Raw genomic sequence first — 26546 nt, 5'->3', positions numbered from 1 at the left:
ATCGGATTCGCGTTGTCCCACTGGCACGCGGCCCGCAGGATGGTGATCGCGTGCTGGTGTCTGTCGATTACCCGCTGGCAGTGCGATTGGCACCGGTGGGTCACCGGTGGGTTTTGTCACCGATACACAAGTCCGCTCAGCCGCCATGCCAGCTGCCGCCGCACCGCGGGCACGTGGGCGCTCACTCGCATGACCGAGTTGCGGACTGGCCGCAGTTGTCGCGGCAGCGTCGACACCTTGGTCAGGCGTCCGGTCAATTTCAGTACCTCCTGCGCACGGGCACGCTGCGTCGCGCTGTAGATGTCGAGTGCTTCGTCCGAACCGCCCTGCAAGATCTCGGTAAGCGTGCCGGCCAATGCCACAGCATCGGTGATGCCTAGGTTCATGCCTTGCCCGCCGGCGGGGCTGTGCACGTGGGCGGCGTCGCCGGCGAGCACGAGACGGCCGGACCGGTACCGATCGGCGACGCGATGTTGGATCCGGAAACGCGATCCCCACAACACCTCGGTGACGACCGTGCGCCCGGGCCCAAAGCCTCGGTTATCCAACAGGTCCTGCACAAACTTTTTCGTCGGAACCTGGGGAACATCGCCCGCCGGCGCCACGATGCGGAACACACCGCTCGGCAACGGCGCCAGTACGTTCAGGCCCTCGTTGCCGTAAAAGAGAATCACCTCGTCAACCGGCGCCGCACCGGCCACCCGCACGTCGGCCAATGCGAAGGACTCGGCGAATTCTCCACCGCCGAAGCCGATGCCGGCCTGACTGCGAACCGTGCTGTGCATGCCGTCTGCCCCGACGAGGTAGGACGCGCGGATCCTGTCGCCGTCTTCGAAGACGGCGGTTACCCCGGTCGCGTCCTGACTGACACCGCTCAGCTCTTTAGGCCGGATAACGCTGCCGCCCAATTCATTCAATCGTTCCTCCAGCAGTCGCTCGGTCTCGGCCTGGGAGATCATCAGGGTGTACGGATAAGGCGTCGGAAGACCGCTGAAGTCGACGGCGATCAGTACCTGAGCCCCCTGCCGCATGGTGAACCGAGGCGCGGTGAGCCCAGCCTTGACCAGGCGCCGCGATACGTCGAGTTCTTCGAGTACCTCGAGGCTGCGGGCGTTTACAGCGGCCGCGCGCGAGGTGTTGGCGCCGGCGGGCAATCTGTCGACCACCAGCGCGCGGATACCGCGCGCATGCAGGGATGCGGTAAGGGCTAGTCCGGTGGGTCCGGCTCCAATTACCAGGACATCTGTGTCGTTCATGGCAGTTCCTCTCTACGCCACTAAGTCAACGCTTGTTGGCATACCAACATCATGCGCGGGGCACCGCCGCTATGTCAACGACTGTTGGCCTACAGTTGTTGACATGAGGCGATCATCGTCGGACACCAAAGCCGTGATCCTGGCCGCGGCCCGGGAACGGTTCCGGACGGCTGGATTCCAGGCCGCCACTATCCGGGCGATCGCTGCCGACGCCGGGGTGGACCCCGCAATGGTCATGCGGTACTTCGGCAACAAAGATCGACTCTTTGCCGCCGCAGCAGAGTTCGATCTGCAGTTACCCGATTTCGCCGCAGCGGACCGGGAGCGCCTGGGTTGGTTGCTGGTGGAGCACTTCTTGCGCCGCTGGGAGGGTGGTGACGATGCGCTGATCATCCTGTTGCGTTCCAGTGCCACGAACGACGACGCAGCCCAACGGATGCGGGAGATCTTCGGCAGACAATTGCGGCCGATGGTCGCCGACCGGGTACCGCCCGGCCAGGCGGCGAAACGGGCCGGACTGATCGCCACGCAAGTGCTGGGATTGGCGTTGTGCCGCTACGTGTTACGACTTCCGCCCGTTGTCGGCATGAGCCGTACCGAGGTGGTCGAGTGGCTCGGACCGACAATCCAGCGATACCTGGACGACTGAGTTTGGGCCGGCGTCAGCCAGTGCGGGGTGGCAGGCCAATGCGTCGGTAACGCTGCAAGCGCGCCGCAAGTCGCTGAGTGTCGGGTAACCCGCGCAGGTTGTGCACTTCGATGGCGATGGCTGCCGACAGTCGACGGCAGAATTCCACCGGTTCGTCGGCGGCATCGGGGCGCTCGGGCACGATGGCATCGACGATCCCCGACGCCAAGAGATCAGCTGACCGGATGCCCTGTGCAGCAGCAAGTTCGGGCGCATGGGCGATGTCCCGGAAGACGATCGCGCTGGCCCCCTCCGGCGGGATCGGCGCCAGCCAGCCGTGCAGCGCTGCCAGCACCCGGTCCGCGGGCACCATCGCCAGCGCAGGCCCCCCGCTGCCCTGGCCGAGCAGCACCGACACCGTCGGGGTGTCCAGCGTGACCAGGTCGGCCAGGCACTGGGCGATTTGTCCGGCGAGTCCGCCCTGCTCGGCTTCGGCCGTCAGGGCCGGGCCGGCGGTGTCGATCACCAGTACCAGCGGCAGCCGGAGCTCGGCTGCCAAAGCCATACCGCGACGCGCCTCCCGCAGCGAACCAGGCCCCACGGCGTTGCCGCCGCCGGCTTCCATTCGTTGCTGGCCGAGCACGACCACCGGCTGGCCGTCGAAACGGGCCAGGGCCAGCAGGGTGGTCGCTGCTTCACCCTGACCGGTTCCCGAGAGCAGCACCCGGTCGGTGGCGCCGTGGTGCAACAGCTGGCGCACGTCGGGTCTGTCAGGGCGGCGGGACGCGACCACCGAGTCCCAGGTCGGAACGTCCGGCAGGGGGCTGGGGGGTGGTGCGTCCGGCGGGGGCACGGGAGAGTCGGCGATCACCGTCAGCGCCCGGTCCAGCGTCGCGCGCAACTCGTCGAGGGCGACGACACCGTCGATCAACCCATAGCGGTGCAGGTTCTCCGCGGTCTGGACACCCGGCGGGAACGGCTCGCCGTAGAGCAGCTCGTAGACCCGCGGGCCGAGGAATCCGATGAGGGCGCCCGGCTGGGCGACGGTGACGTGGCCGAGCGAGCCCCATGACGCGAACACCCCGCCAGTGGTCGGGTTGCGTAAGTAGACGAGGTAGGGAAGGTGTGCCTGGCGGTGTAGCCGGACGGCCGCGGCGATCTTCACCATCTGCAGGAAAGCGACCGTACCCTCCTGCATGCGGGTGCCGCCGGAACTCGGTGAGGCCAGCAACGGCAACCGTTCGGCCGTGGCACGCTCCACGGCGGCGGTGATCCGTTCGGCGGCCGCCACCCCGATCGAACCGGCGAGGAACGCGAAGTCGCAGACCACGACCGCCACCCGGCGGCCGTGGATGAGCCCTTCCCCGGTCGATACCGATTCGTCGCGACCCGTGGCCTCCCGGGCAGCGGCCAGCTCGCGCGCGTAGGACGGCGACATTGGCACCGCGACCGGGGCGCTGTCCCAGCTGACGTAGGACCCCTCGTCGAGTACCGCTTCGCGCAGTTGGTCGGTCGTGATACGGCTCACAGGTGTGAGGCTATATATCCTGGCCCCCATGATCGGTATCACTCAGACCGAAGCCGTGCTGACCATCGAGTTGCAGCGGCCCGAGCGGCGCAACGCGTTGAATTCTCAGCTGGTCGAAGAATTGCGGGAAGCCCTGGAAAAGGCGGGGGACGGGTCGATCCGTGCCGTCGTGCTGACTGGGCAGGGCACGGCCTTCTGCGCCGGGGCCGATCTGTCCGGAGACGCCTTCGCCGCCGACTACCCCGACCGGCTCGTCGAATTGCACCGGGTCATGGATGCGGTCGCGGTACCGGTGCTCGGCGCTATCAACGGCCCCGCCATCGGGGCCGGATTGCAGCTGGCTATGCAGTGTGACCTGCGAGTAGTCGCGCCCGACGCGTTCTTCCAGTTTCCGACGTCGAAGTACGGGCTGGCCTTGGACAACTGGAGCATCCGGCGGCTGTCGTCTTTGGTCGGTCACGGGCGGGCCCGGGCGATGCTGCTGACCGCCGAGAAGCTGACCGCCGATCAGGCGCTGCAAACCGGGATGGCCAACCGGATCGGAACCGTGGCTGATGCCCAGGAATGGGCCGCGGAGATCGCCGGCCTCGCTCCGTTGGCGATCCAGCACGCGAAGCGGGTACTCAACGACGACGGCGCCATCGAGCAACCGTGGCCCGAGCACAAGGAACTCTTCGACAAGGCATGGGCAAGCCAGGATGTGATCGAGGCGCAAATTGCCCGGGTGGAGAAGCGACCGCCGAACTTCCAGGGGGCGTAACGGCATGATCCGGGGGACGCTGCGCATGGCAGCCGGCACCGCGTCGCTTGCTGCGGGCGGTTGGCTGCTCCGAGCGCTCCACGGTGCGCCAGCGGCGCTGGGCGCCGACCCCGCCGCGATCAAGGATGTCGCGGAGGGTTCGCCGAACTATCGCGACGGAGTCTTCGTCAACATCGATCCAGGGTCGCTCTACGTCATGGACCGCGAACAACTGCGGCAGATGGCGTGGGAACTGGCGGGTGCGCGCTCGGCCAGTCGTCCTCGTCGGCCGATACCGCTGGCCGCACCGTCGATCTACCAGGGCGAACCCGCCGAGCTCGCGGTCAGCTGGTTTGGGCATTCCACAGCCTTGGTGGAGATCGACGGCTACCGCATACTCACCGACCCGGTGTGGAGTGACCGGTGTTCACCCTCGGACGTCGTCGGACCGCGCCGTCTGCACCCGCCACCGGTTCAGTTGGAAGGCTTGCCGGCCGTGGACGCGGTGGTCATCAGCCACGATCACTACGACCACCTCGACATCGACACCGTGCAAGCGCTGGCCCGCATGCAGCGGGCGCCCTTCGTGGTGCCGCTCGGAGTGGGGGCACACCTGCGCTCGTGGGGAATACCCGAGCAACGCGTGATCGAACTCGACTGGCATCAGAGCGCCAAGATCGACGGACTGAGTCTGGTCTGTGTGCCGGCGCGGCACTTCTCTGGACGCTTCCTCAGCCGAAATACCACGCTATGGGCGTCGTGGGCCTTCATCGGGCCGCAGCGCCGCGCCTACTTCGGCGGCGACACCGGCTACACCAAGAGCTTCGCGGAGATCGGCTCCGAGCACGGACCGTTCGATCTGACATTGATGCCGATCGGCGCCTACAACACCGCCTGGCCGGATATCCACATGAACCCCGAGGAAGCGGTGCGGGCGCATCTGGACGTCACCGATTCCGGCTCGGGGCTGCTGGTGCCGGTGCACTGGGGCACCTTTCGGTTGGCCCCGCACCCGTGGGCGGAGCCCGTCGAGCGGTTACTGGAAGCGGCTGAACCGGCGCAGGTCAACGTGGCGGTGCCGAATCCGGGTCAGCGGATCGATACCGCTTCGCCGTTGCGGTCCACCCCGTGGTGGCGGTTGTAACTCGCCGACTACGCGCTCTGACCACACCCGCCGCCGAGCTAGAGTGCGGGCCATGACGAAGCGTGCGGCGACGGCCGCGCTTGCAGTGCTGTTGTCGACTTTGGTCGGATGCGGCTCCGCTCAACCAGCGGCCACGCCGCCGCCGGCATCGAATGTGCCGCCCAATGAGATATCAGGCATCGCCATCCCGTCCGGCCGCATCGACGACGCCGTCGGAAAAGTAGACGGCCTGGTCGCCGACCTGATGCGCAGCAGCGGCATACCCGGGCTGGCCGTGGCGATCGTGCACGGCGGTAAAACGTTGTACGCCAAAGGATTCGGGATCAAGGACGCGGGCAAGGGTGACCATCCCGACAACAAGGTCAACGCCGACACCGTCTTTCAACTCGCTTCGATATCGAAGACGGTCGGCGCGACGGTAGTTGCGCACCAAGTGACCGAAGGCGCGATCACCTGGGACACGCCAGTGGCGACCAAGCTCCCGGGCTTCACCCTGATGGACCCGTACGTCACAGCCAACGTCAGCGTGGCCGACCTGTATTCGCACCGCTCCGGGCTACCCGATCACGCCGGTGATGCGCTGGAGGACCTGGGCTACGACCGCCAACAGGTGCTGGAACACCTGAGGTACCTGCCACTGGCGCCGTTTCGAAGCAGCTACGCCTACACCAACTTCGGCGTGACCGCCGCGGCGAGTGCGGTGGCCGCCGCGGCCGGCAAGTCATGGGAAGACCTCTCCGAGGAGGTGCTGTACCGACCATTAGGCATGGCGTCCACCAGTTCCCGGTTCAGCGACTACGTGGCCAGACCCAATCACGCGGTCGATCACATCAAGGTCGGGGACAAATGGGAAGCGCGCTACCAACGCAACCCCGATGCCCAGACGCCGGCCGGCGGTGTGAGCTCGTCGGTCAACGACATGGCACGTTGGCTGACCATGCTCTTGGGCAATGGTGTCTACAACGGTCAGCGGATCACCGCACCGGAAGCGTTGTTGCCCGCCTACACCTCGCAGGTTATCTCTGTTCCCGCCAAGAACCCGAAGGCGCGGGCGAGTACCTACGGCTACGGGTTCAACGTGTCGGTGACCTCCTCAGGCCGCACCCAGTACAGCCACTCCGGAGGATTTGGACTAGGAGCCGCAACGACTTTCGCGGCGTTGCCGTCCGAGGACGTCGCCATCGTCGTGCTGACCAACGCGGCGCCCTACGGTATCCCCGAGGCGCTGGCAGCCCAGTTCCTGGACCTGGTGCAATACGGGCAGGTTCGCGAGGACTGGCCGCAGCTCTACCGCCAACAACTCGGCCCGACGAACAATCCGGACGGCTCGCTCGTCGGGAAACAACCCCCGGCCAGTCCGGCGCCCGCCAAAGCCCTCAGCGAGTACATCGGGGTCTACGCCAACGACTACTGGGGGCCGGCCACCATTACCGAGCGTGACGGACACTTGCAGCTGGCGCTCGGACCGGCAAACAAGACCTTCGACCTGACGCACTGGGACGGGGACACTTTCACCTTTGAGCTGTCCACCGAAAACGCTTTGCCCGGTTCGATTTCCAAGGCGACGTTCAGTGGTGCCGCGTTGAATCTGGAGTACTACGACTCAGCCAAGCTAGGGACCTTCACGCGATGACCGTAGCCGGGCTGACAGATGCCGAGGTGGCAGAACGTATCGCCGACGGCAAGGTCAACGACGTCCCGGACCGTGTCACCCGCGGCATCGGGCAGATCGTCCGGGCCAACGTGTTCACCCGGATCAACGCGATTCTCGGCGTGTTGTTTGGCATCGTGCTCGTGACCGGTTCGCTCATCAACGGTCTGTTTGGTCTGCTCATCGTGGCCAACAGTGTGGTCGGCATGGTGCAGGAGATCCGCGCGAAACGGACACTGGACCAGCTGGCAATCGTCGGTCGGGCAAAGCCTATGGTGCGCAGGGACTCTGGCCTGCAGACGTTGGTTCCCGGCGAGGTGGTGCTGGACGACATCATCGAACTCGGGCCAGGCGACCAGATCGTGGTCGACGGCGATGTCGTCGAGGAACAGAACCTCGAGGTCGACGAGTCGCTGCTCACCGGTGAGGCTGACCCCGTCGCCAAACATATTGGTGCTGCGGTGATGTCGGGCAGCTTCGTGATCGCCGGCACCGGCGCCTACCGCGCAACCAAGGTGGGCGCGGACGCGTACGCGGCTCAACTGGCCGCCGAGGCAAGCAAGTTCACCCTGGTCAAATCCGAACTGCGCAACGGCATCAATCGGATTTTGCAGTTCATCACCCTCCTGCTGATTCCTGCGGGTCTGTTGACCGTCTATACCCAGTTGTTCACGACGAATGCGGGCTGGCGGCAGTCTCTGCTCGCGATGGTGGGCGCACTGGTGCCGATGGTGCCCGAAGGCCTGGTGCTGATGACGTCGATCGCCTTCGCCGTCGGTGTCGTGCGCCTCGGCCGCCGACAGTGCCTGGTACAGGAGTTGCCCGCCATCGAGGGCCTGGCCCGGGTCGACGTGGTGTGCGTGGACAAAACCGGAACATTGACTGAAAGCGGTATGCGCGTAGCCGATATCGCAGCACTCGAACCGGCCGACGAAAACCTGGCCGATGCGTTGGCCAGCCTGGCCGCAGCGGATGCGCGTCCCAATGCCAGCATGCGAGCGATAGCCGAAGCCTTCCCCGATGCGCCCGGATGGATCATCACAGCGACCGCGCCGTTCAAGTCGGCGACCAAGTGGAGTGGCGTGTCCTTCCAGGATCACGGGAACTGGGTGATCGGTGCGCCCGATGTGCTGCTGGATCCCGAGTCGACGGCGGCCGGGCAGGCCGAACAGATCGGTGCGCAGGGACTGCGTGTGCTGCTGTTGGCTGCGTCTGCCCTGCCGGTCGGCGATGCGGATGCTCCGGGCGTCGTCACACCCGTGGCGCTGGTGGTGTTGGAACAGAAGGTACGGCCTGACGCCCGCGAGACGTTGGAATACTTCGCTGCTCAACAAGTTTCGGTGAAGGTGATCTCGGGCGACAACGCGGTTTCGGTGGGGGCGGTCGCCGGGAAATTGGGGTTGCGCGGCGACGCGATGGATGCGCGCCGATTGCCCACGGGCGAAGCGGAATTGGCGGACGCGCTGGATTCCTGCACCGCATTCGGTCGGGTGCGGCCGGAGCAGAAACGCGCGATCGTGCACGCCTTGCAGTCACACGGGCACAACGTCGCGATGACCGGCGACGGCGTCAACGACGTGCTCGCTCTCAAGGACGCGGACATCGGGGTGGCGATGGGTGCGGGCAGCCCGGCGTCTCGTGCCGTCGCGCAGATCGTGCTGCTGGACAACAGGTTTGCCACGCTGCCCTACGTCGTAGGTGAAGGGCGACGGGTTATCGGCAACATCGAGCGGGTCGCCACGTTGTTCCTGACCAAGACGGTGTACTCGGTGCTGCTCGCGCTATTGGTTGGCATCGAGTGTCTGCTCGCCAAGCCGCTGGGGGCCGATCCGTTGCTCTACCCCTTCCAGCCCATTCACGTCACGATCGCGGCGTGGTTCACCATCGGGATCCCGGCCTTCGTCTTGTCGCTGGCGCCCAACAACGAACGTGCTTATCCGGGGTTCGTCCGGCGCGTGCTGACGTCGGCGCTGCCGGCCGGAATCGTCGTCGGCATCGCCACCTTCGCGACGTACCTGAGCGCCTATCACGGTCGTAACGCGTCGTGGGTGGAGCAGGACCAGGCGTCGACGGCGGCATTGATCACCTTGTTGATCACCGGGGTCTGGGTGCTCGCCGTGGCGGCGCGGCCGTATGAGTGGTGGCGCCTGGCCCTGGTTGTCGCCGCAGGCCTGGCATACGTCGTGATCTTCACTTTGCCGTGGACGCAGCAGAAGTTTCTGCTCGATCCGTCCAACACATGGACGACGTCGCTGGGGCTGGGCATCGGCGTCATCGGAGCGGCGGCCATCGAGGCGATGTGGTGGATCCGGGCCAGGGTTCTCGGTGTGCAACCGCGGCTGTGGCGGTGAATGCGGTGGACTGCTGCGCCGGCTCCGAAACGTGGAATGCCGTCACCGACCCCGAACCCGTGCGACGGATCTGGCGCGGCCTGGGCCTGCCCGGCATCGTGGACGTGCACACCCATTTCATGCCCCGGCGGGTGATGGACAAGGTGTGGCGGTACTTCGACTCGGCCGGCCCGCTGATTGGGCGGCCCTGGCCGATCACCTACCGCGCCGACGAGCAACAACGGGTCCAGGTGCTGCGCGACTTCGGGGTGCTGCGATTCAGCTCGCTGGTTTACCCTCACAAGCCGGACATGGCCGCATGGCTCAACCAATGGGCGCAGTCCTTCGCCGGCACCACGCCCGATTGCCTGCCGACAGCCACCTTCTTTCCGGAGCCTGGCGCCGGCCGGTACGTCGAGGATGTCATCGAAGCCGGAACCCGGCTGTTCAAAGCGCACGTTCAGGTGGGTCAGTACGACCCCACCGACCCCCTCCTCGACCCCGTGTGGGGTGCCATCTCCGACGCCGGCGTCCCCGTCGTGCTGCACGCCGGTTCTGGTCCCACTCCCGGCCGCTTCACCGGCCCGGACCCGGTGCGCGCGGTGTTGCGCAGGTTCCCCGAGTTGCCGCTGATCATCGCGCACATGGGCATGCCGGAATACGCCGATTTTCTCGACATCTGCGCCGTCTATGAGAACGTGCGACTCGACACCACGATGGCCTTCACCTCGTTCATCGACGAGACGATGCCGTTCCCCGCGGCCGCACTGCCGCGGCTGCGCGACCTCAGCGACAAGGTCCTGTTCGGCAGCGACTTTCCGAACATTCCTTACCGCTACGTCGATGCCCTGACAGCGCTCACCGAGATCGACGGCATCGATGACGTGTGGTTGCGGAAAGTGCTCCATGACAACGCTGTTGCCCTGTTCGCAGGCTAGACCCCGACGTCAGCCGCTGATCGTGGCGTTAAGTAGGGTTTTCGGAGGAAGCCCTGGGGGAAGGAACACCAGCGTGGGAATGCTCGACAAATCCAAGGACCTGCGGAGCTGAGAATGGCCAAGCTTTCCGGATCCATCGACGTCCCGTTGCCGCCCGAAGAGGCCTGGCGCCACGCCTCGGACCTGACCCGCTACAAGGACTGGTTGACCATCCACAAGGTATGGCGCAGCAAGCTGCCCGAGGTCTTGGAGAAGGGCACCGTAATCGAGTCCTATGTCGAGGTCAAGGGCATGCCCAACCGGATCAAATGGACGATTGTGCGCTACAAACCACCGGAGGGGATGACGCTCAACGGCGACGGCGTGGGCGGTGTCAAGGTCAAGTTGGTCGCCAAGGTCGCCCCCAAAAACGACGGGTCCGTCGTGAGTTTCGACGTGCATTTGGGCGGCCCTGCGCTGTTCGGGCCGATCGGCATGGTCGTGGCGGCCGCGCTGCGCAGCGACATCCGCGAATCGTTGCAGAACTTCCTGCGGGTCTTCACCCGCCCGGATCCAGGCATGAATGGGGACCGGGCCCTCCATCGCTGATCGCTATCGCGATGACTTTCTCGGGCCGGACGAGTCGGTACTTACAGACCGACCAACCCCAAGGAGAACCTCATGCCCACCCGTATCGGCGCCCCGCTGGGCGCCCCCTGCTGGATTGACCTGACCACCTCCGACGTCGACCGCGCCCAGGAGTTTTACGGCGCCGTCTTCGGATGGACATTCGACTCCGCCGGACCCGAGTACGGCGGATACATCAACGCTGCCAGGGACGGCCGCCCCGTCGCCGGATTAATGGCGAACAACCCCGAGTGGCAGATGCCGGACAACTGGGCGACCTACTTCCACACCGCCGACATCAACGCCACCGTCTCCGCGGTTACTACGGCCGGCGGATCAGGCTGCCTGGAACCAATGGAGGTGCCCGGCAAGGGGTTCATGGCGGTGGGCACGGATCCGGCGGGGGCCGTTTTCGGCTTATGGCAACCGTTGGAGCACCAGGGCTTCGAGGTGATCGGCGAAGCCGGCGCACCCGTGTGGCACCAGTTGACGACGCGGGGCTACCACGCCGCCGTCGACTTCTACCGCCAGGTGTTCGGCTGGCGAACCGAACAGGCCAGCGACACCGACGAATTCCGGTACACCACAGCATGGTTCGGTGACCAGCAGTTACTGGGTGTGATGGACGGCGCCGGGTTCCTCGCCGAGGGGGTGCCGTCGCAGTGGAGCATTTTCTTCGGCGCGGACGACGTCGACAAGACGCTCCGAATGATCACCGACCATGGGGGAGCGGTGGTACGCGACGCCGAGGACACGCCCTACGGGCGACTCGCCGCCGCGACCGATCCGACCGGAGTCGTCTTCAACTTGTCTTCCTTGGCCGGCTGAGCGTCGCGCGTACCCGACGGTGATGGTCGGTTAATCTCGCATTCATGCATCGCCGTCTGCGTCCCGGTTGGTTGGTGGCGCTTTTCGCGGTAGCGGTGTTGACCAGTACGTGGCTGCCGTGGCTGACCACGAAGGTCAACGGGGGCGGATGGGCCAACGCGATCGGCGGTACCCACGGCAGTCTCGAGTTACCCCGTGGGTTCGGGCCGGGGCAACTCATCGTGCTGCTGTCCGCGACATTGCTGGTGGCCGGCGCGATGGTGGGGCGTGGACTGTCGGTACGTGCGGCTTCGCTTGCCGCGCTGGTCATTTCGCTATTGGTGGGTGCGTTGGTGATGCTGTACTACCAGCGCAATGTGAACTCGCCGGTGGCGGCGGAATACGGACTCTACGTCGGCGCGGCCGCGACGGTGTGCGCGGTGATCTGCGCGTTGTGGGCGGTCGCGGAGGCTTCGCTGGCCGCGCGCAACGGCCGCTGAGCTCAGCTCTGAGCTTCGTTCGAAGGGAACTCGTGCCGGCCCGACGCCGAGCTGTCGGCCGGCTCGTTGACCCCATAAACGAACGGAGCGAACACCACCTCCCGGCCGTCGGGGTCGCGGTAGGTGACCGCACCGGTCGCCTCCCAGTACGGGTGCTGTCGCACCGGTCGCAGTCCGGCATCCTGCAGGCGGGCGATCGCTGCCTGCTGCGTTGCCCGGTCCGGGAAGTAGAGGCACAACTGATCGTGATGGTCCACCGGGACGTCAGTGTCGGGTCCGGCGAGCGCCTCGACGATCTCCATCGTCAGTTGCGAACTCGGCAACCCGAAGATCGCGCCGTTGCTGCCATAGCTGTCACCGAACGTCTCATACAGCGGCAGACCCACCAACTCGCGGTAGAAGCGGACCGTCTCAGCGTAATTCGACGAGCGGCGGGCAAAGCGGATGGCGCCGATGGAGGCCAACTGCTCGGGCCAGTGGGTCCTCCGGCCGGGCTTGTCCATGTCTACAGTCCGACTGCGCCGGCCGCCGACTCCGCCTGATCCCAGCGCCGCAACTCGGCTCCGGCCACCCACGTCGAATGCGTTCCGCTGGAAATCCGTTCAGGCAGCTGCAATTTGCACACCGGCCCGTCAGCCACCCGGGCCGCGTCGAACACCAGGCAATAGGACGCATCGGCGGTCATGTCCGTGGTGAGGGTGATCAGGTAACCGTCGTCCTCAGCGTCGCCGCCGACCCGCGGCGCCATCGCGGTCTCGCTACCGTAGACGCCGTCGCCCAGCGAGTAGCGCTCCTCGTGCCCGGTCTGCACATCGTGCTTGACCAGCCCGTCGAACAGGAACCACCCCGGCTTGCCGGTGGCGGCGTAGGTATAGCGGTACTTGCCGCCGGCGTAATCGGTGTTGATGGTGCCGAACTCGGTGATCGAATCCGACAGCTGTTCCTCGTGCACGGCGCCGGTGACCAGATTGAATCGCCACCGATGCAATCTGGTCTCCAATCGGTCCAGCGCCAAGAAGCGAAAAAGCTTCTCCCACTTGCCAGCTGGCCCGGCACCGCTTTCCAGAGGTTGCGGGGCGCCTTCGAAGAAACCGTCGAGCACGATCTCGTCGCCTTCCTCGTAGGCGTTGGTGAAGTGCAGTACGAATGTCGGGTCTGCTTCGAACCAGCGAATGTCCGAGGTGTTGCCGCGGCGCGGAATCACCGCGAAGCGCGACGGCACATCAGGATAGAACCGCGGCAGGTGCAGTCGGTGCTCGAGCAACCCGGGATCCCAGAACAGCGGGAGGTCGTTCAGGATGGCGTAATTTTCGGTGAACGCCATATCGTGCGGCAGGCGCGGTCCGGGTAGTGGAACGTCGACGTAGTGCACGAGGTCGTTGTGCTGGTCGACAACGCCGTACCGCATGTAGGGGTCCTGCTTGCTGTAGTTGAAGAACAACAGCTCGCCGGTCTTGGCGTCCACTTTCGGGTGAGCGGAGACGCCCCAGTCGGCCGGGAAGCCCCCATTCCATGCTTCCTTGCCCAGCGTGGTCCCCGAATACGGGTCCACCCGGTATAGGTCGCCACACTGATAGAAGCTGGTCAACGCGACGCCCCGATGCACGATGACGTCGGTGCTGGACGCGTCTTTCATCAATTCGCGCGCGCCCCAGCCCTGTTCGCGTTTCGCGAACTGCACGGGCTCGGCCAGTCCGGGCCACAGCGGCCCGCCGGCCTCGTTCTCCGCCAGGAAGCCGTCGGTTTGGATGAAGCGGTTGCGATAGAACGCTTTTCCGTTCCGGAAACCCACCACATGCAACATGCCGTCACCGTCGAACGGGTGATAGGTCTTGAACGCCGGGTGCAGCGGGTTCTCGGTGTTACGCAGGTAGATGCCGTCCAGGTCGTGGGGGAGTTCACCCGCCACCACGGTCAGGTCGTCGGAGTCCCATTCCGTTGTCTGCGGACGCCAGGGGCCGGTCCGGTACGGGTGGTCGTCATCCTCGGGCAGCGTCGAGAGGTACTTGCCGACGATCTCTACGTCCATACTTAACTCACCCCACTGACGACGAAGCTGACGGTAGTGGCGGTGCTGCCGCCGAAATTCAGGGTGCCGAACGTCCGCGCACCCTCGACCTGGTAGTCGCCGGCCGTCCCGCTGACCTGTTTGGCCGCGTCGAGCAGCATCCGTACCCCGGACGCGCCCACTGGGTGTCCGCCGCCGATCACTCCGCCACTGGGATTGACGGGCAGCCGACCACCGATCTCGATCTCGCCGTTCTCGATGGCTTTCCACGATTCACCCGGACCGGTCAGGCCGATGTGATCGATGGCCAGGTACTCGCTGGGGGTGAAGCAGTCGTGCACCTCGAACCCGTCGACGTCGTCCAAGGTCACCTGTGCGCGTCGCATCGCGTCCAACACCGCGGCCCGCACGTGCGGCATCACGTATGGATCGTCACTGGCGCGGTCCAGTTTCTGGCGTAAGCCCAGACCCACGGTGCGATGCCCCCAACCGTCGATGCGGCCCGCCGGAAGCACCTCGGGATGGTCGCGCAGAAAGGCGTCGTTGACCAGAACGACCCCCGCGCCGCCGTCGGTCATCTGGCTGCAATCCAACCGCCGTAACCGGCCCTCGGTGATCGGATTCGTCACGGCGTCGTCGGTGATCGGATTCGGGACGGTCCAGTCCCGGGTTTGGGCGTTCGGATTGCGCCGCGCGTTGGCGTAGTTGAGCTGCGCGATTGCCCGGAGATGAGCGTCGTCCAGACCGTAGCGCCGGTCGTATTCGTCGGCGACTTGCGCGAACATCGACGGCCACAGGTACCGAGCCTCGGCGCCTTCGTGTCCGGTCCAGGCAGCCGCGCCGAGGTACTGGGCGGCGGTGTCGCCGGGCACCGACTTCTCCAGTTCGAGACCCACGACCAGTGCGGTGTCGTACGCTCCGGACCGCAGGTCGGCCACCGCAGCCAGGACGGCGACGCTGCCCGACGCGCACGCGGCCTCATGCCGGGCAGCCGGGGTGTTCCACAGGCCGTCGCACACGGTGGCCGGCATGGCGCCCAGATGGCCCTGAGTGGCGAACATCTCACCGAAGGCGTTCCCGACGTGTACGACTCCGATGTCCGTGGCCTTCATCCGCGCCGCTGCCAGCGTGGCGTCCACGACCTCGGCGGTCAGGGAAGCGAAGTCGCAGTGCTCCCGGCTGAGGTTGCGCGCGAAGTCGCTCTGATAACCGCCCAGAATCCACACGCCGGGAGATGCGCCATTCATACGCGGCACGGTACTCCCAGGTAGGCGCTTGATTCCCGGGTGTGCGGCGAGCCGGCACAGCGGCACGGGATGAAGGGGAGATAAAGCGGTCCCGTCGGCTCTCGGGCTGAACCGACGGGACCTGGGCGGGCGTACCGGCCGGCCGATGCCGCCCACCTCTTTCTGAACCTTCCCACCTCGGACCGTCGACAAACATCTGGTTGACACCGAGGTGCCTCCGGCGGCGAAAACTGCGTCTAGATGCCGGAAACACAACGGTTTTCGCGCTCGGCGATTGTTGACAGTCGGTGCGGATGCTGGCCCGGCAGTCCCGTAGCGGAAGCCGGCGGTCAAGCAGCGACTAGTCGTGGGTCAGAGCCAGCATGTCTGGAGCAAGCACGTCCGTCAGTGCCGACCACGGCACGGTGATGACCGGCAATCCGTGACCGAATTGGTAATCCGTGAAGTGCAACTCCATCCCGGCTTTCGCGGGAATCCAGTTGGCGAAGTTCTCGGTGATCGGGCGGTTGCCCGGTTCGTCAGCCATCGGCGCTGATCCATTGCCGTACACCTGCGGAAAGATCACTTTGGTCTGTTCGGACAGCCGATTCAATCCCTCTTGTTGATTACCGAACAGGTCAGCAAGAGTGATCGGTCTCGCGGTCCGACTGTCGATGACGATCGTGCTCACCGAATTGACCGGATGGGCCGCCCGGTCCGCCGAATAGACGCCGACGATGAGTTCCGCGACAGCAACGGGACGGAACGTCACGGTCGGATTCAATTCGAACAGCCAGCCGATTTCGGGGTCGGCGTCGGCGCGCATTTGGTCGATCTGTCCGTTTCCGGACGCCTTGCTGGCCTTATTGAACACGTTGGCAACACGTGGATCACCGCCGGAAAGCTGCGCGACCCGGCCATGCCAGCGACCTCGACTATCCGGCGTGGCACCGTCGAGCGAAGCCATAGTGACGCCATAAGTCTGACCGTGTGACGTGCCGAAATCGGGGTTGGTGGTACTGCTCGTCGCCGGTGTGGTGCCGCTGTGAGCCGGTGGTGTCGTGCTGCTGGTAGTCGGTCTTGTGGTGCTGCTGGTCGGTGTGCTCGTCAGCGTCGGACCGGACGACGCGCCGCATCCCGTTGTCAACGCCGCTGCGAATGCGATCAACGTTTTGGTTGTCACAGAAGGACTTTGCCACCGTAGCCGTCGCCGCATGCGGGGAGTTTAATGCTTGGCGCCCAGGCCGAGCGCGATTGTCAGTTCCAGGAGCGTGCGCGGATCACCGAGCCGGTCGCCATACAGTTCGCGCAGTTGGGTCATGCGGTAGCGCACTGTTTGGGCGTGAATGAAGAGATCGGCGGCGACCGCGTCGCGCCTGCCCTGGTGCAACACCCACGACCGCAGTGTCTCGGTCAGCCGGTCGGCGGTATTGCGTGGCAGGTCGGCTAACGGCGCCAAGACCCGAGCACGTAGATCGCGGACGGATTCGAGGTCGGCGCCGAGGATGAGTTCGGCGAGATGGTCGTCGGTGTCTACCGTTGACGGTCCGTCGGATTCCTTGCCGTGCAATAGGTTCCGGGCGCGCAACGCGCGATGGTAGGACGACCGGACCTGCATCCACGGTCGTGCCGGACCCGCCAACGCGTGCCGGCCGGCAAGAGCTGCGATCAGCTGGCGCCGACCCGCGCCCACCATGTCCGGAACCAGCAGGACCGTGAGCGCCTCCGATGCCTCGACGCCGGGGAGGTCCTCAGACAACTGCAACGTCGACTGGCCGAATTGCGTCGCCAGGCCTCGTGTCTGGGTCAGTGGCAGCACGACCGCCGTGAGCGTGTCAGGTGGCTGCCAACCCGCTCTTTCGGCATCGGCGAGGAGCGTCGCCGCGGCTTCACCGGCAAGCAGATCCTGCGCCAGTCGGTCAAGGTAACGCTGCCGGACCCGTCCCGTGGTCGCGAGCTCGTCAGCGTGGCCGGACGCGCTGGACCCCGACAGCTGGTCGATATAGGCAAACACCAACTCGGCGAACCGCGCGATCGTTGCCGCAGGGAGGTTCGCCGCGACCGCGGTCGCCGACAACTCCCGCCAGGCCACCTGCGCACCCACCCGATAGGCCGCGAGCAATGCATCGATCGACCGACCCTGGCGGGCTTCGCCGCGGCCGAGTTCGTAGGCGCCGTCGACCGCAGGGGACAGTGACCCGTCGTGGTCGGCATAGGCCGGTCTGGTGGCCAGCCGCAGGAATGCGCCCAGCGACGTCTGAACCGCGTTCTCGATGGTTTGGCCCATGCGTCCGCTGAACGCGTCCGCGTAGCTCGGCACCTCGACCGTGATCGCCGTCACGGTTCGCTCCGCCATTGCCGGCAGGATCGCCTCCAGCGCCCTGACCACCGGCTCGTCAAGTTCCAGTCCGGTCAGATGGAGCGGCGTTTCCGACAAAACTATCCTTTCCGAACAAATTGGCCTCTGATTTTCACGCTGGTCAGTCAAGACTTTACCCGTGGTAACAATCAAGATGAAGTCATGACCACCCTGGCATCCCGAACCACCGTCGTCGGCGCACTGCGTGAACGAGCGTTGAAGTTTGCCGAGCGCGTCGCTGTACCGCTGTCCACACCGCTGGTGCCCAGCGATTACCTCGACCTGATCGATCCGTTGCGCTTCGGGACCGACTTGCGCGGACGCATCGTCGCGATCAACCCCGAGACACGCGACGCCGCCACGTTGGTGATCAGACCTGGGCGGGGCTGGCTCCCACACGAGCCGGGCCAGTACGTGCGCATCGGTGTCGACGTAGACGGAGTGCGACAGTGGCGGGCCTATTCGCTGACCTCGAAAGGTCATCGGCGCGACGGTTGCTTCACGGTGACCGTCAAGGCCATCCCGGACGGCGTGGTCAGCAACCATCTGGTCCGGCGCGCCACCGTCGGGAGTGTGGTGCACCTCGACCAACCCGCCGGCGATTTCGTCCTCGGCGACCGGCCGCCGGCCAAGCTGCTGTTCCTGACCGCGGGTAGTGGGATCACTCCGGTGATGGGGATGCTGCGCAATTTGGCCGAACTCTGCCACCGGGCCGGCGTCGCCGACCCGGACGTTGTGGTGGTGCACTCCGCGCCGACACCGGACGACGTCATCTTCGGTTGGGAGCTGCGGATGCTTGCCCGCGAGGGGCGAATCCGGTTGGTGGAGAAGCACACCGACACACACGGGATGCTAGATGTGGCGCGCGTGGACGACCTGGTGGACGACATCGCCGAACGCCAGACGTGGGCTTGCGGCCCGGCTGGGCTGCTGGACGCCGTCGAACAGCGGTGGGCCGCGGCAGGGATTGCCGATCAGTTGCACATCGAGCGTTTCCGTCCCACGCTGATCTCCGCAGGCGAAGGCGGCACCGTCACCTTCGCCAAGACCGGCAGTGTCGTGGAAGCCGACGGATCGCAAACCTTGCTCGACGCAGGAGAATCCGCTGGGGTGTTGATGCCATCGGGTTGCCGGATGGGCATCTGCTTCGGATGCGTGGTGCCGTTACGGCAGGGCGCTGTGCGTGATCTGCGCAACGGCGCCGTGACCACCGCGAGCGCCGGCGAGGACAACGTGCAAATCCAAACTTGTGTGTCCGCCGCAGCGGGCGCGTGCGAGCTTGACCTTTAAGGAGTCCAAAATGACTGCTACGCAATCCGACCCGACAGCCCACCTGTCCGACGAGGACATCGAGAACCTGGGCCGCGAGCTCGATGCCATCCGCGAACACGTGCTGGCCAGCCGCGGCGAGCGGGACGCCGCGTACATCCGCCGCGTCATCAATGGTCAGCGCCGGCTCGAACTAGCCAGTCGCGCGGTGCTGCTTTTCTCGCTGTTCCCGCCCGCCTGGGTCGTCGGCACGGCCGGTCTCTCGGTTTCGAAGATCGTCGAAAATATGGAGATCGGTCACAACGTGATGCACGGCCAGTGGGACTGGATGCGCGATCCGAAGATTCATTCCACCTCCTGGGAGTGGGACAACGCTTCGCCGTCGGACATGTGGAAGCACTCGCATAATGAGGTCCATCACACCTACACCAACGTGTTGGGCAAGGATCACGATCTGGGCTACGGCATCATGCGGGTAGACGAGAACCAGCGCTGGAAGCCGTTCTACCTGGCCCAGCCGTTGTGGAACTTCATCAACGCCTGCCTGTTTCAATACGGCATCGCCGCATACGATCTCGAGATCGGCAAGTATCTGCAGGGGCGTAGCGACAAGGACGAATTCCGGCGACAGGGCAATCAGGTGCTGGCCAAGGTGCGCAAGCACCTACTGCGCGATTACGTGCTGCATCCGTTGCTGTCGGGGCCGTCGGCAGTGACCACAATGACCGCCAACATCACCGCCAACTTGGTGCGCAACCTGTGGACGCATTCGGTCATCATGTGCGGGCACTTCCCATCCGGCGTGCAGACGTATGAGAAGACCTCCATCGTGGGCGAAACACGCGGCCAGTGGTATCTGCGGCAAATGTTGGGTTCGGCCAACATATCCGGAAATGCTGTGCTGCACTTCATGACCGGCAACCTGTCCTTCCAGATCGAGCATCACCTCTACCCGGACCTGCCGAGCAACCGCTACCAGGAGATCGCGCCGAAGGTGCAAGAGTTGTTCGACCGGTACGGTCTGACCTACACCACCGGATCGCTGCCACGCCAGGTTGGCTCGGCGTGGAAGAAAGTGTTTCGCCTCTCGCTGCCCAATGACTTCTCGCTGGCCAATGACTTCTCGCGGTTCAATGACTTTCGACACATCGCAACGAAAGCGATCCGGCCGGCACTCAGCAGAGCTGCGGTTTTCGCCAAACCACGGAGTGTGGCGCTGGCGGCCTAACTTTGGGAAATCTATGAAGAGGATTCGGCGACAGGCCGAGGGGCTACCCAGCTGGTAGCTTCTTGTCAGAGCGGCCAAGAGTTGCCAACGAAAATAGTTAAGTAAAGGTCAAGTGGGGGGATTTTTGATGCCGCTGCGGAAGAGCGCTGCCCGCAGCGACGATTCTGCTTCGCAGAGGCTGGTAGTGAGTTACAGCGCGATAATGGCGCTGACTGCAGGCTTCGTCAATGCGGTGGGCATTTTGATCTTCGCATTCCCAGTCGGCAACGTCACGGCGGTTACGACGCAGCTCGGCATGAACACCGCGAATCCGTTGCTTTATGAAGGTCACCTGCTGGCGGGGATCGTAGTTGGATTCCTCGTCGGCGCGGCTATTGCTGGTGCGATTCTGGCGCCGACCCGAGCGCTGGCGGGGCCACGACAAGCTGTCGTGCTGATCCTCGAGGCGATACTGCTGATGCTGGTTGCGACGGGGCTGGAAGTTTCCGGTCTCAAGACACAAATCGCCACGGTTGGTATCGAGCCGTCCGTCGTCCATGCGATCGTTACCGCCGCCGCCCTGGGCATGCAGAACGGGTTGACGTCGAATTTCCGCGGTATGGCGGTACGTACGACCCACTTCACCGGAACCATCACCGACCTCGGGCTGATGATTGGCCGTAGCCGTGTCCACGGAATCGAAAAGTGGAAGGCGATCATTCTCTCGGTGACGTTCGTGCTGTTCCTCGCGGGCGGCGTCGCCGGCATTGTCGCCGGTGCGCGGTTCGGTGGGTACGCGTTGATCCTTCCCGCTGCGATCTGCGTCATCGTCGCTGCTATCGGCGTAGTACACAGCCAGACGCAACGCCAGTCGGCCGACGCCACGGTCGATGAACCGGAGCCACTCGAAGCTAAAGCGGCATAGCCCCTCTGACCGCCCGGCGGGCGCGCGGGTTGACCCGCCACCCGCCCGACCGGTGGCGAGGCCGAGGCACTTTCAGCAGGGCCGTGGAATGAACAGCGACCAGCACACCACCGGTGGCGGGGGTGGCGGTGCATCGGCCAGAATCCCTGGCGATACATTGCCCTGCCCAGCCGGCACGATGTAGTAGGTATGGCAGACATTCCAGTCCCAATTCGGTGGGCTGGTGATGAACGCGCCACCGGGCTCACCACGTGGGTCGTCTCCGGGACACCAATGCCGTTCCCCGTCGGCGTAGGCGACCCCAGTTCCCGGTCCCAGGACTGCGAAGCCAAAACCGGCTGACGCCAAGAGAATTGTCGCGAACCGCACCAGTCGACTCATCGTTGAATCCTTCCGTGACTGCCCTCCGTGTGGAGTTGCCTTCACTTCAGACGACGAGATGCGCTACCGATCCCAAACTCTCGGGGCCCATTGGTCGGACTGGGTTTTCCCGATCTCACATCGATTCGCGATCTCACATCAGGTAGGTGGGCAAATCGATGTCGTCGCGCAGGCCGCGGGCGACCACCAGGTCACCCAACGGGCGGAAGTTCATTGCCCGCATGACCAGGTCGCGAATCCGGATCCCAATCTGCGTCTTAGTTGCAAAGACCGGTAGGAGTTTCTTCGCGTTGGCTTGCTTCTCTTCAATTAAGGGGCGCATCCGTGTCTCGTAGGCGTGGAATGCACGTTGGAAATCGCCCTGAGCGCAGCGGAGTTCCCCGGCCAGCACGTACGCCGCGGTCATGGCCAAACCGGTGCCCTCGCCCGCCAGGAGTGATACGCAGGCGGCAGCGTCGCCGACCAGCGCCACTCTGCCCGACCACCAATGGTCTAAGCGAATCTGACTGACGACGTCGAAGTAGAGGTCGTCGCTGTCATCGACAGCAGCGAGGATGTGCTTGCATTCCCAACCCGCGTCGGCAAACTCGCGCCACAGCAGCGCTTTTCGGCCTTCGAGATCGCCGGGATCATGGCCCTCTTCGGAGCGCAACACGAACAGAAACATGGTCCGGTCGCCGCGTAGCGCGAATCGGGCGACGGATCGGCCCGGTCGGCTATAGGTGACGTAGACGGATTCATCGCGCGGCCGATATCCCTCGACGACGGCGGCTGCGACGAGGCAACCCAGGTAATGTTCGGCGTCGTGCTTGGGTCCGAATGTCAGCCGACGCACGTTGGAGTGCAGACCGTCGGCGCCGATGACCAGGTCAAAATCGCGACCCGCTGATTGCGCGAAGCTCACACTGACCCTGTCCGGGTGTTGACTGATCGCCGTGATGCTGTCATCGAAGATCGTTTCGACGTCCTGCTGAATGGCGTCGTAGATGACGCTGGCGAGGTCGCCGCGGGCCAGGCTGGTGAGCTCGCCGCCTGCGGCCCGCCGGAATCCGTCGACGCTCAGACTGGCTAGGGTCTGGCCCTCGCGACCGACCGATCGGAGCGTTTGAATCTCATACCCGGCGTCGCGGATGGCCGTCTCCAGGCCCATCCGTTGCGCCACCCGGTAGCCGGCTCCCCAGAAATCGACTACGTAGCCGCCGGTGCGAAATTGCTTTGCCCGTTCGATCAGGGTCGGCTCGTGGCCAGTGCGGTGCAGCCAGTAGGCGAGCGTCGGTCCGGCGACACCGGCGCCACTGATCGCGATTTTCACCGCACGCAACCTCCCCTCGAAATGGATAACCCGGGTGGTGCGAGAGCTTGCACGTTCGACTATAACGCTATGCAATAGTTTCTTTAAGCACTATTCTTTGACGTTCTCGCCCGCCCCGGTTATCTCGCTGGCGGCTCCAACGGCCTGATCGACGACTCCGCCGGCTTTGCGGCATTTGCTCCACGGCGAGAACAGATTCCCCTACGACATCGAGTTCCTAATCCGCAGGGAATCCCAGCAGAACCGCACCAAAGTTGCCTGCTTCGGGCATAACAACCGCGTCGTGGTTGTGCTGGAAACCCAAGCGGAAATCCCAATTGACGAAGCTGCTGCCGATCGGTTACGGCAGCAGGTCATCACCTCGACCGGGCTTCCGCTCGACAAAATCATCACGGTGCAACGCGGCGCCAGTCCCACCACCACCAGCGGCAAAATCAAACGCCGCGCGATCGCCCAGAGCTACCGAGACGGCACACTGACCTGGCTGGCGGCGCGTACTTGGGGCCGATAGCGGCCCTAGGCATGCGTCATCTCGCCGGGAGGGAGGTCACCAACACGTTGTTGGGGGTCGGCGATGCTATGTGGCTTTGCACTCCACACTTGCCCCCGCGGCGGGAGCTGCCGACTGAGCGCCCAACCCGCGGACGCGCACTCAAAGTCGCCGTGCCCGCATCAGCCAACGATGTCACACAAGGCCTCGGCGGCGGCGCTGACAGCTACGGCTACAGGCATGACTCTGGTGCCGAGTGAACCGTGCCCAATGATCAGCAGCGGAAGTACTTTCGGCATCGACAACCCATCAGCAATCACTGACATCACGGCTTGATACCGCTGCTCAGCCACCGTATGAGTAGGGTGGCAACAACATTGATCGCGGCGAGCGCCAGAGCGATCAGTATCAACCACGAAAATATGTTGCCGCTGTGCGGGCGTTGAAGGGCCAACACCAGGAATATGGTCACAGCTCCCAACTGACCCAACGTTCCCCACATCGCAGCCCTGGCTTTCGAGTGCGGTGCCGCTTTCATCAGACGGCGAACGGTAACGGCCAACGTCGAGATGATGAATACCGCCCCAGCGACCAGTAATACGATTTGCATCCCCTTAGCCCTTGCCTATGGCGCACACTGTGCGAGTCCGCCGATTGCTGTCGCCTGCCCAGCTCCCCAGGCCGCCAGTCCTAGCCAGAAGCTAGCGGTAAATGTTTCGGGGGCGGCTGCAGCACCCGCAAGCAGCGATAGGTCCCCTGCGCCCATTGCACCCAATGCGGTCATAATGTCGCGGGTGCTGCAGCCCGCCACTTTGGGATGCGCGGCCTGGTAGTCGCGCCATTCCTGACTGTGTTGCATGACTCTGATGCGGTTCTCAATCTCGGTGATCGGTGGCCCGGTCATCGGCGCCAACGGCTTACCCTGCAGCTGGAAATTGATGAAGTCTTTCAATGGTTGCGGCAGACCTGGCGGGGCTGGTTCCGGACCACCGTCCTGTTTGAAGTCGACCAACTGGACGCCTTTGCCATTGCGGCCTGGCGCAAAGCCGACATTGCCGACATCGGCTGCGGCGGTGGTGATTTGGCCGGCAACCTTGGCGTCGGCACCCTCTAGTCCAGCGGCGCGAGACCACATTTCAATAGCCATCTGTTCGGCTTGCGCTTGGCGTGCGGCCTGCTCGGCGAGGGTACCGCCATGATCGTTGTAGGAAACCGAAAGGTCTTCGCCGACATCAAACCCGCGTTCTGCGCGTCCTCGACAGCGAACAACGCGCGTTGTTTGGCGGTGCTGATTTCGCTCGCCCCATTGCGGGCGATACGGCCGCCTGGCGAAGTTGGTCGGCCTTGCCACTGACAGTTGAGAAGTCGGCTGCGGTGCGCTGCCGCAACCCATCACCCCCAGCACCTTTCCAGGCGATGGACTGCGACTGATTGCGCATGGTCAAGAAAACGTCGTCCCACTGGTCGGCGGTCTTGCTCCAATAACTGGCCGCATCGGTCAGGGGCGCGGTGCTCCACGCCCGGATTTGCGACAAGGTGACCGCCACCTAGACCACCGTCACACCCTGTGTAACGCCGGTCATGTCGGTGGCGTTGGTGGCCTCTTGGTTGCCGTACCCTTCGGCAGCATTTACCAATGCGTCAGCGGTCGCCTGGGTTCGCGCGACCAACGACGCGGTGGCAGTCCCGACAGCCGCGTTAACGATGCTGATCGCGGCGGTGGTGGGTTGGACTGGTGGGTCTGGGGTTGGCGGTGTCATTGCTGTGAGCTGGGTGCCCACTCCCTGCCAGTGGCCTGCCGTTGCGGCCAGCTCGCCCAAGGCGACCTGCATTGCGTCCGATCCCACGAGCCAAAGTTTAGGCTGGTCGCCGCATCGACACTATTCACTTTCGTTTCTCATGGCATGGTTTCGCCCGGCGCGATGATGTGAACCTCGACGTGCTCATCTAGGTCGAAGGTCCGGCTGTCGGGGCCGTCCGCGGAGTCAACGACAATGCGACGGCCGTTGGCGTCGCCCGCCCCGTGAGTGGCTGAGACCATCCGCGATAGGACGGTGCGACACCCGCCGTCTGGGTCGGTGCGCTCATCGCCGTCGGAGACGAAAACGACATCGGCAGGTGAAGTCGCATGTCGTGAAGGTGCGCAGCGGTGACGTACTGCGTGTAGATGACAGTGTGCTTGGTCTGTGGCTCGGTCACGGCTGGGCTGTGGTGTTTCAGGACCTAGTTGGCAGCTGTCTCGCGACATAGTTGACACCTCTGCAAGCCCGGGAGGTCAGCCACGTCGAAGGCGCAGCTCGTCATCACCGCCGTGGTCCTGGAAGGTCGCAGCAAAAGCGACGTCGCCCGCGACTACGACGTCTCCCGGCAATGGGTCCAGCAACTGTGCAAACGCTACGAGTCCGAAGGGGACGCGGCCTTCGTCGCCCGGTCACGGCGACCCCACCGCAACCCGCAGGCCGTCACCGCCGAGATCGAGGAGCGCATCGTGCGGCTACGCAAGACCCTGACCAAACGCGGCCTCGACGCCGGCGCGGACACCATCTCCTTCCACCTGGCCGCCGACCTTATGATCACTAAAGCGCCAGCGGTATCAACGATCTGGCGGATCCTGAAACGCCGAGGCTTCATCACACCCCAACCCCACAAGCGCGGGCGCGACGGCGAGAAGATGCCACGGCCCACGATCCACGACCTTCGGCACTTCGCAGGGACGTCGGCGGCCCGCGTCGGGAACCTGCGCGAAACCATGGATCGCCTCGGGCACAGCACGCGAAGGCGAGTCTGCGGTATTCCGCGATCGCAACTGGACGTGACGCCGAGGTGGCCGAGGCGCTGTCGAAGCTGGCGGGTGCGGTGTAGTCAATGACACCGACATCAGCACGACTTCCGGCGCAGGAAAACTGAGAACAGTCTGATAATTTTGCCCGGCGTCGTGCTGATGCCAGTAATTTTCAACACCGGCCGCACCATTCTTTGCGTGCGGAAACAGGTTGATTCCCAGTGATAGTGTAGGCCAGTCTACATGTGACACAACATATCTCGTGATCGCACGATGTATGAGAAGCGAAATAGATTGGTCTCACCCGGCAACCACTGACCATTCGGAGCGTGCTTCCGTGACTTACCGCGAAGAAATCACCCTCAAAGAGGCTGCGGCACGCAAGCGCTGCCAAGGGGGTGGCCGACCTTTTCGAGGTCGTCGGCGTAGATGCGGATGAGCCGCGGGCCAAACCTGTGTG

The 26546-nt window shown here is 64.6% G+C and carries 24 protein-coding genes and 4 pseudogenes; 15 read left to right on the top strand and 13 right to left on the bottom strand.

Annotation, left to right across the window (positions count from 1 at the left end; translation table 11 throughout):
* Positions 1 to 116: 116 nt before the first annotated feature.
* A complete protein-coding gene (locus tag A5636_RS03845; RefSeq protein ID WP_065157376.1) occupies positions 117 to 1256 on the bottom strand; it encodes an FAD-dependent monooxygenase in 1140 nt (379 codons plus the stop codon).
* A 103-nt stretch (positions 1257 to 1359) separates the two neighbouring features.
* Here A5636_RS03845 and A5636_RS03840 point away from each other — a divergent pair, with 103 nt between their 5' ends.
* The gene (locus tag A5636_RS03840) at positions 1360 to 1905 is read left to right on the top strand and encodes a TetR family transcriptional regulator (RefSeq protein ID WP_065157375.1); all 546 of its coding nucleotides are present in this window, start codon (positions 1360 to 1362) and stop codon (positions 1903 to 1905) included.
* Between the two features lie 13 nt (positions 1906 to 1918).
* On the opposite strand, the gene A5636_RS03835 is transcribed toward A5636_RS03840, so the two are convergent.
* Positions 1919 to 3412 (bottom strand): acetyl-coenzyme A carboxylase carboxyl transferase subunits beta/alpha, encoded by a 1494-nt coding sequence (locus A5636_RS03835; RefSeq protein ID WP_065157374.1) that lies wholly within the window; start codon positions 3410 to 3412, stop codon positions 1919 to 1921.
* A gap of 28 nt (positions 3413 to 3440) precedes the next feature.
* On the opposite strand from A5636_RS03835, the gene A5636_RS03830 reads away from it, so the two are divergent.
* The 8 genes from A5636_RS03830 to A5636_RS03795 all read left to right on the top strand — a co-directional run bounded on the left by A5636_RS03830 (position 3441) and on the right by A5636_RS03795 (position 12127).
* Complete coding sequence (locus A5636_RS03830) at positions 3441 to 4172, top strand: enoyl-CoA hydratase (protein WP_065157373.1); 732 nt, start codon at positions 3441 to 3443, stop codon at positions 4170 to 4172.
* Positions 4173 to 4176: 4 nt separating this feature from the next.
* Positions 4177 to 5295, top strand: coding sequence for an MBL fold metallo-hydrolase (locus tag A5636_RS03825; RefSeq protein WP_155763576.1), 1119 nt, complete (start codon positions 4177 to 4179; stop codon positions 5293 to 5295).
* A gap of 52 nt (positions 5296 to 5347) precedes the next feature.
* The gene (locus A5636_RS03820) at positions 5348 to 6928 is read left to right on the top strand and encodes a serine hydrolase (protein WP_065157372.1); all 1581 of its coding nucleotides are present in this window, start codon (positions 5348 to 5350) and stop codon (positions 6926 to 6928) included.
* A complete protein-coding gene (locus tag A5636_RS03815; protein ID WP_065157371.1) occupies positions 6925 to 9297 on the top strand; it encodes an HAD-IC family P-type ATPase in 2373 nt (790 codons plus the stop codon). The genes A5636_RS03820 and A5636_RS03815 overlap by 4 nt, the downstream gene beginning before the upstream one ends.
* Complete coding sequence (locus tag A5636_RS03810; RefSeq protein WP_253900487.1) at positions 9294 to 10214, top strand: amidohydrolase family protein; 921 nt, start codon at positions 9294 to 9296, stop codon at positions 10212 to 10214. The genes A5636_RS03815 and A5636_RS03810 overlap by 4 nt, the downstream gene beginning before the upstream one ends.
* A gap of 114 nt (positions 10215 to 10328) precedes the next feature.
* The gene (locus tag A5636_RS03805) at positions 10329 to 10802 is read left to right on the top strand and encodes a type II toxin-antitoxin system Rv0910 family toxin (protein WP_065157370.1); all 474 of its coding nucleotides are present in this window, start codon (positions 10329 to 10331) and stop codon (positions 10800 to 10802) included.
* Positions 10803 to 10874: 72 nt separating this feature from the next.
* Positions 10875 to 11648, top strand: coding sequence for a VOC family protein (locus tag A5636_RS03800; protein WP_065157369.1), 774 nt, complete (start codon positions 10875 to 10877; stop codon positions 11646 to 11648).
* A gap of 44 nt (positions 11649 to 11692) precedes the next feature.
* Positions 11693 to 12127 carry a hypothetical protein gene (locus A5636_RS03795; RefSeq protein WP_065157368.1) on the top strand — a complete coding sequence of 145 codons (435 nt, stop codon included), beginning with the start codon at positions 11693 to 11695 and terminating at the stop codon, positions 12125 to 12127.
* A gap of 2 nt (positions 12128 to 12129) precedes the next feature.
* Here the strand turns inward: A5636_RS03795 and A5636_RS03790 are convergent, their stop codons facing one another.
* The 5 genes from A5636_RS03790 to A5636_RS03765 all read right to left on the bottom strand — a co-directional run bounded on the left by A5636_RS03790 (position 12130) and on the right by A5636_RS03765 (position 17798).
* A complete protein-coding gene (locus A5636_RS03790; protein WP_065157367.1) occupies positions 12130 to 12630 on the bottom strand; it encodes a VOC family protein in 501 nt (166 codons plus the stop codon).
* Between the two features lie 2 nt (positions 12631 to 12632).
* Complete coding sequence (locus tag A5636_RS03785; protein WP_065157366.1) at positions 12633 to 14156, bottom strand: carotenoid oxygenase family protein; 1524 nt, start codon at positions 14154 to 14156, stop codon at positions 12633 to 12635.
* A gap of 2 nt (positions 14157 to 14158) precedes the next feature.
* Positions 14159 to 15382, bottom strand: coding sequence for an acetyl-CoA acetyltransferase (locus A5636_RS03780; protein ID WP_065157365.1), 1224 nt, complete (start codon positions 15380 to 15382; stop codon positions 14159 to 14161).
* Positions 15383 to 15722: 340 nt separating this feature from the next.
* A complete protein-coding gene (locus tag A5636_RS27060) occupies positions 15723 to 16544 on the bottom strand; it encodes a DUF3298 domain-containing protein (RefSeq protein WP_253900486.1) in 822 nt (273 codons plus the stop codon).
* 42 nt (positions 16545 to 16586) lie between these two features.
* On the bottom strand, positions 16587 to 17798 hold the full coding sequence (locus tag A5636_RS03765) for a PucR family transcriptional regulator (RefSeq protein WP_253900485.1): 1212 nt from the start codon (positions 17796 to 17798) through the stop codon (positions 16587 to 16589).
* Between the two features lie 84 nt (positions 17799 to 17882).
* Here A5636_RS03765 and A5636_RS03760 point away from each other — a divergent pair, with 84 nt between their 5' ends.
* The 3 genes from A5636_RS03760 (at position 17883) to A5636_RS03750 (ending at position 21121) form a co-directional block, all read left to right on the top strand.
* Entirely contained in the window at positions 17883 to 19010 is a 1128-nt protein-coding gene (locus A5636_RS03760) for a ferredoxin reductase (protein WP_065157363.1), read from the top strand.
* Between the two features lie 10 nt (positions 19011 to 19020).
* Positions 19021 to 20217: a fatty acid desaturase family protein gene (locus A5636_RS03755; protein ID WP_081287588.1), complete on the top strand. Its 1197-nt coding sequence runs from the start codon at positions 19021 to 19023 to the stop codon at positions 20215 to 20217.
* Between the two features lie 127 nt (positions 20218 to 20344).
* Positions 20345 to 21121 carry a YoaK family protein gene (locus tag A5636_RS03750; RefSeq protein WP_065157528.1) on the top strand — a complete coding sequence of 259 codons (777 nt, stop codon included), beginning with the start codon at positions 20345 to 20347 and terminating at the stop codon, positions 21119 to 21121.
* A gap of 72 nt (positions 21122 to 21193) precedes the next feature.
* Here A5636_RS03750 and A5636_RS25970 read toward each other — a convergent pair whose 3' ends face one another.
* Both A5636_RS25970 and A5636_RS03745 read right to left on the bottom strand, forming a co-directional pair.
* Entirely contained in the window at positions 21194 to 21502 is a 309-nt protein-coding gene (locus A5636_RS25970) for a hypothetical protein (protein WP_155763574.1), read from the bottom strand.
* A gap of 133 nt (positions 21503 to 21635) precedes the next feature.
* Complete coding sequence (locus A5636_RS03745; protein WP_065157362.1) at positions 21636 to 22814, bottom strand: FAD-binding domain; 1179 nt, start codon at positions 22812 to 22814, stop codon at positions 21636 to 21638.
* A 175-nt stretch (positions 22815 to 22989) separates the two neighbouring features.
* Here A5636_RS03745 and A5636_RS03740 point away from each other — a divergent pair.
* A pseudogene (locus A5636_RS03740) lies at positions 22990 to 23365 on the top strand (fatty acyl-AMP ligase FadD34); the annotation flags it as partial.
* Positions 23366 to 23629: 264 nt separating this feature from the next.
* Here the strand turns inward: A5636_RS03740 and A5636_RS03735 are convergent.
* The 4 genes and pseudogenes from A5636_RS03735 to A5636_RS25965 all read right to left on the bottom strand — a co-directional run bounded on the left by A5636_RS03735 (position 23630) and on the right by A5636_RS25965 (position 25345).
* Positions 23630 to 23914: a hypothetical protein gene (locus A5636_RS03735; protein ID WP_065157360.1), complete on the bottom strand. Its 285-nt coding sequence runs from the start codon at positions 23912 to 23914 to the stop codon at positions 23630 to 23632.
* A gap of 15 nt (positions 23915 to 23929) precedes the next feature.
* Positions 23930 to 24851, bottom strand: a pseudogene (locus A5636_RS27800) (hypothetical protein).
* Positions 24852 to 25151 carry a hypothetical protein gene (locus A5636_RS03720; protein ID WP_065157357.1) on the bottom strand — a complete coding sequence of 100 codons (300 nt, stop codon included), beginning with the start codon at positions 25149 to 25151 and terminating at the stop codon, positions 24852 to 24854.
* Between the two features lie 50 nt (positions 25152 to 25201).
* The gene (locus A5636_RS25965; protein WP_155763571.1) at positions 25202 to 25345 is read right to left on the bottom strand and encodes a hypothetical protein; all 144 of its coding nucleotides are present in this window, start codon (positions 25343 to 25345) and stop codon (positions 25202 to 25204) included.
* Between the two features lie 270 nt (positions 25346 to 25615).
* Here A5636_RS25965 and A5636_RS26405 point away from each other — a divergent pair.
* Positions 25616 to 25906: pseudogene (locus A5636_RS26405) on the top strand (helix-turn-helix domain-containing protein); the annotation flags it as partial.
* Between the two features lie 84 nt (positions 25907 to 25990).
* Positions 25991 to 26166 (top strand): annotated as a pseudogene (locus A5636_RS26400) (tyrosine-type recombinase/integrase); the annotation flags it as partial.
* Positions 26167 to 26546 lie beyond the last annotated feature (380 nt).

The organism is Mycobacterium asiaticum (genome assembly GCF_001673315.1).
Lineage (GTDB): Bacteria > Actinomycetota > Actinomycetes > Mycobacteriales > Mycobacteriaceae > Mycobacterium > Mycobacterium asiaticum_B.
This window is presented reverse-complemented; position numbering and strand designations above follow the sequence as displayed.

What these genes read in the sequence shown, in the direction of transcription:
- A5636_RS03815 (WP_065157371.1), top strand. Translation starts at nt 6,925, where the DNA reads ATGACCGTAGCCGGGCTGACAGATGCCGAGGTGGCAGAACGTATCGCC.
- A5636_RS03780 (WP_065157365.1), bottom strand. Translation starts at nt 15,382, where the DNA reads ATGAATGGCGCATCTCCCGGCGTGTGGATTCTGGGCGGTTATCAGAGC.
- A5636_RS03755 (WP_081287588.1), top strand. Translation starts at nt 19,021, where the DNA reads ATGACTGCTACGCAATCCGACCCGACAGCCCACCTGTCCGACGAGGAC.
- A5636_RS03820 (WP_065157372.1), top strand. Translation starts at nt 5,348, where the DNA reads ATGACGAAGCGTGCGGCGACGGCCGCGCTTGCAGTGCTGTTGTCGACT.
- A5636_RS03795 (WP_065157368.1), top strand. Translation starts at nt 11,693, where the DNA reads ATGCATCGCCGTCTGCGTCCCGGTTGGTTGGTGGCGCTTTTCGCGGTA.
- A5636_RS03805 (WP_065157370.1), top strand. Translation starts at nt 10,329, where the DNA reads ATGGCCAAGCTTTCCGGATCCATCGACGTCCCGTTGCCGCCCGAAGAG.
- A5636_RS03840 (WP_065157375.1), top strand. Translation starts at nt 1,360, where the DNA reads ATGAGGCGATCATCGTCGGACACCAAAGCCGTGATCCTGGCCGCGGCC.
- A5636_RS03845 (WP_065157376.1), bottom strand. Translation starts at nt 1,256, where the DNA reads ATGAACGACACAGATGTCCTGGTAATTGGAGCCGGACCCACCGGACTA.
- A5636_RS03790 (WP_065157367.1), bottom strand. Translation starts at nt 12,630, where the DNA reads ATGGACAAGCCCGGCCGGAGGACCCACTGGCCCGAGCAGTTGGCCTCC.
- A5636_RS25965 (WP_155763571.1), bottom strand. Translation starts at nt 25,345, where the DNA reads ATGGTCTCAGCCACTCACGGGGCGGGCGACGCCAACGGCCGTCGCATT.
- A5636_RS03785 (WP_065157366.1), bottom strand. Translation starts at nt 14,156, where the DNA reads ATGGACGTAGAGATCGTCGGCAAGTACCTCTCGACGCTGCCCGAGGAT.
- A5636_RS03760 (WP_065157363.1), top strand. Translation starts at nt 17,883, where the DNA reads ATGACCACCCTGGCATCCCGAACCACCGTCGTCGGCGCACTGCGTGAA.
- A5636_RS25970 (WP_155763574.1), bottom strand. Translation starts at nt 21,502, where the DNA reads ATGAGTCGACTGGTGCGGTTCGCGACAATTCTCTTGGCGTCAGCCGGT.
- A5636_RS03800 (WP_065157369.1), top strand. Translation starts at nt 10,875, where the DNA reads ATGCCCACCCGTATCGGCGCCCCGCTGGGCGCCCCCTGCTGGATTGAC.
- A5636_RS03825 (WP_155763576.1), top strand. Translation starts at nt 4,177, where the DNA reads ATGATCCGGGGGACGCTGCGCATGGCAGCCGGCACCGCGTCGCTTGCT.
- A5636_RS03735 (WP_065157360.1), bottom strand. Translation starts at nt 23,914, where the DNA reads ATGCAAATCGTATTACTGGTCGCTGGGGCGGTATTCATCATCTCGACG.
- A5636_RS03830 (WP_065157373.1), top strand. Translation starts at nt 3,441, where the DNA reads ATGATCGGTATCACTCAGACCGAAGCCGTGCTGACCATCGAGTTGCAG.
- A5636_RS03750 (WP_065157528.1), top strand. Translation starts at nt 20,345, where the DNA reads ATGCCGCTGCGGAAGAGCGCTGCCCGCAGCGACGATTCTGCTTCGCAG.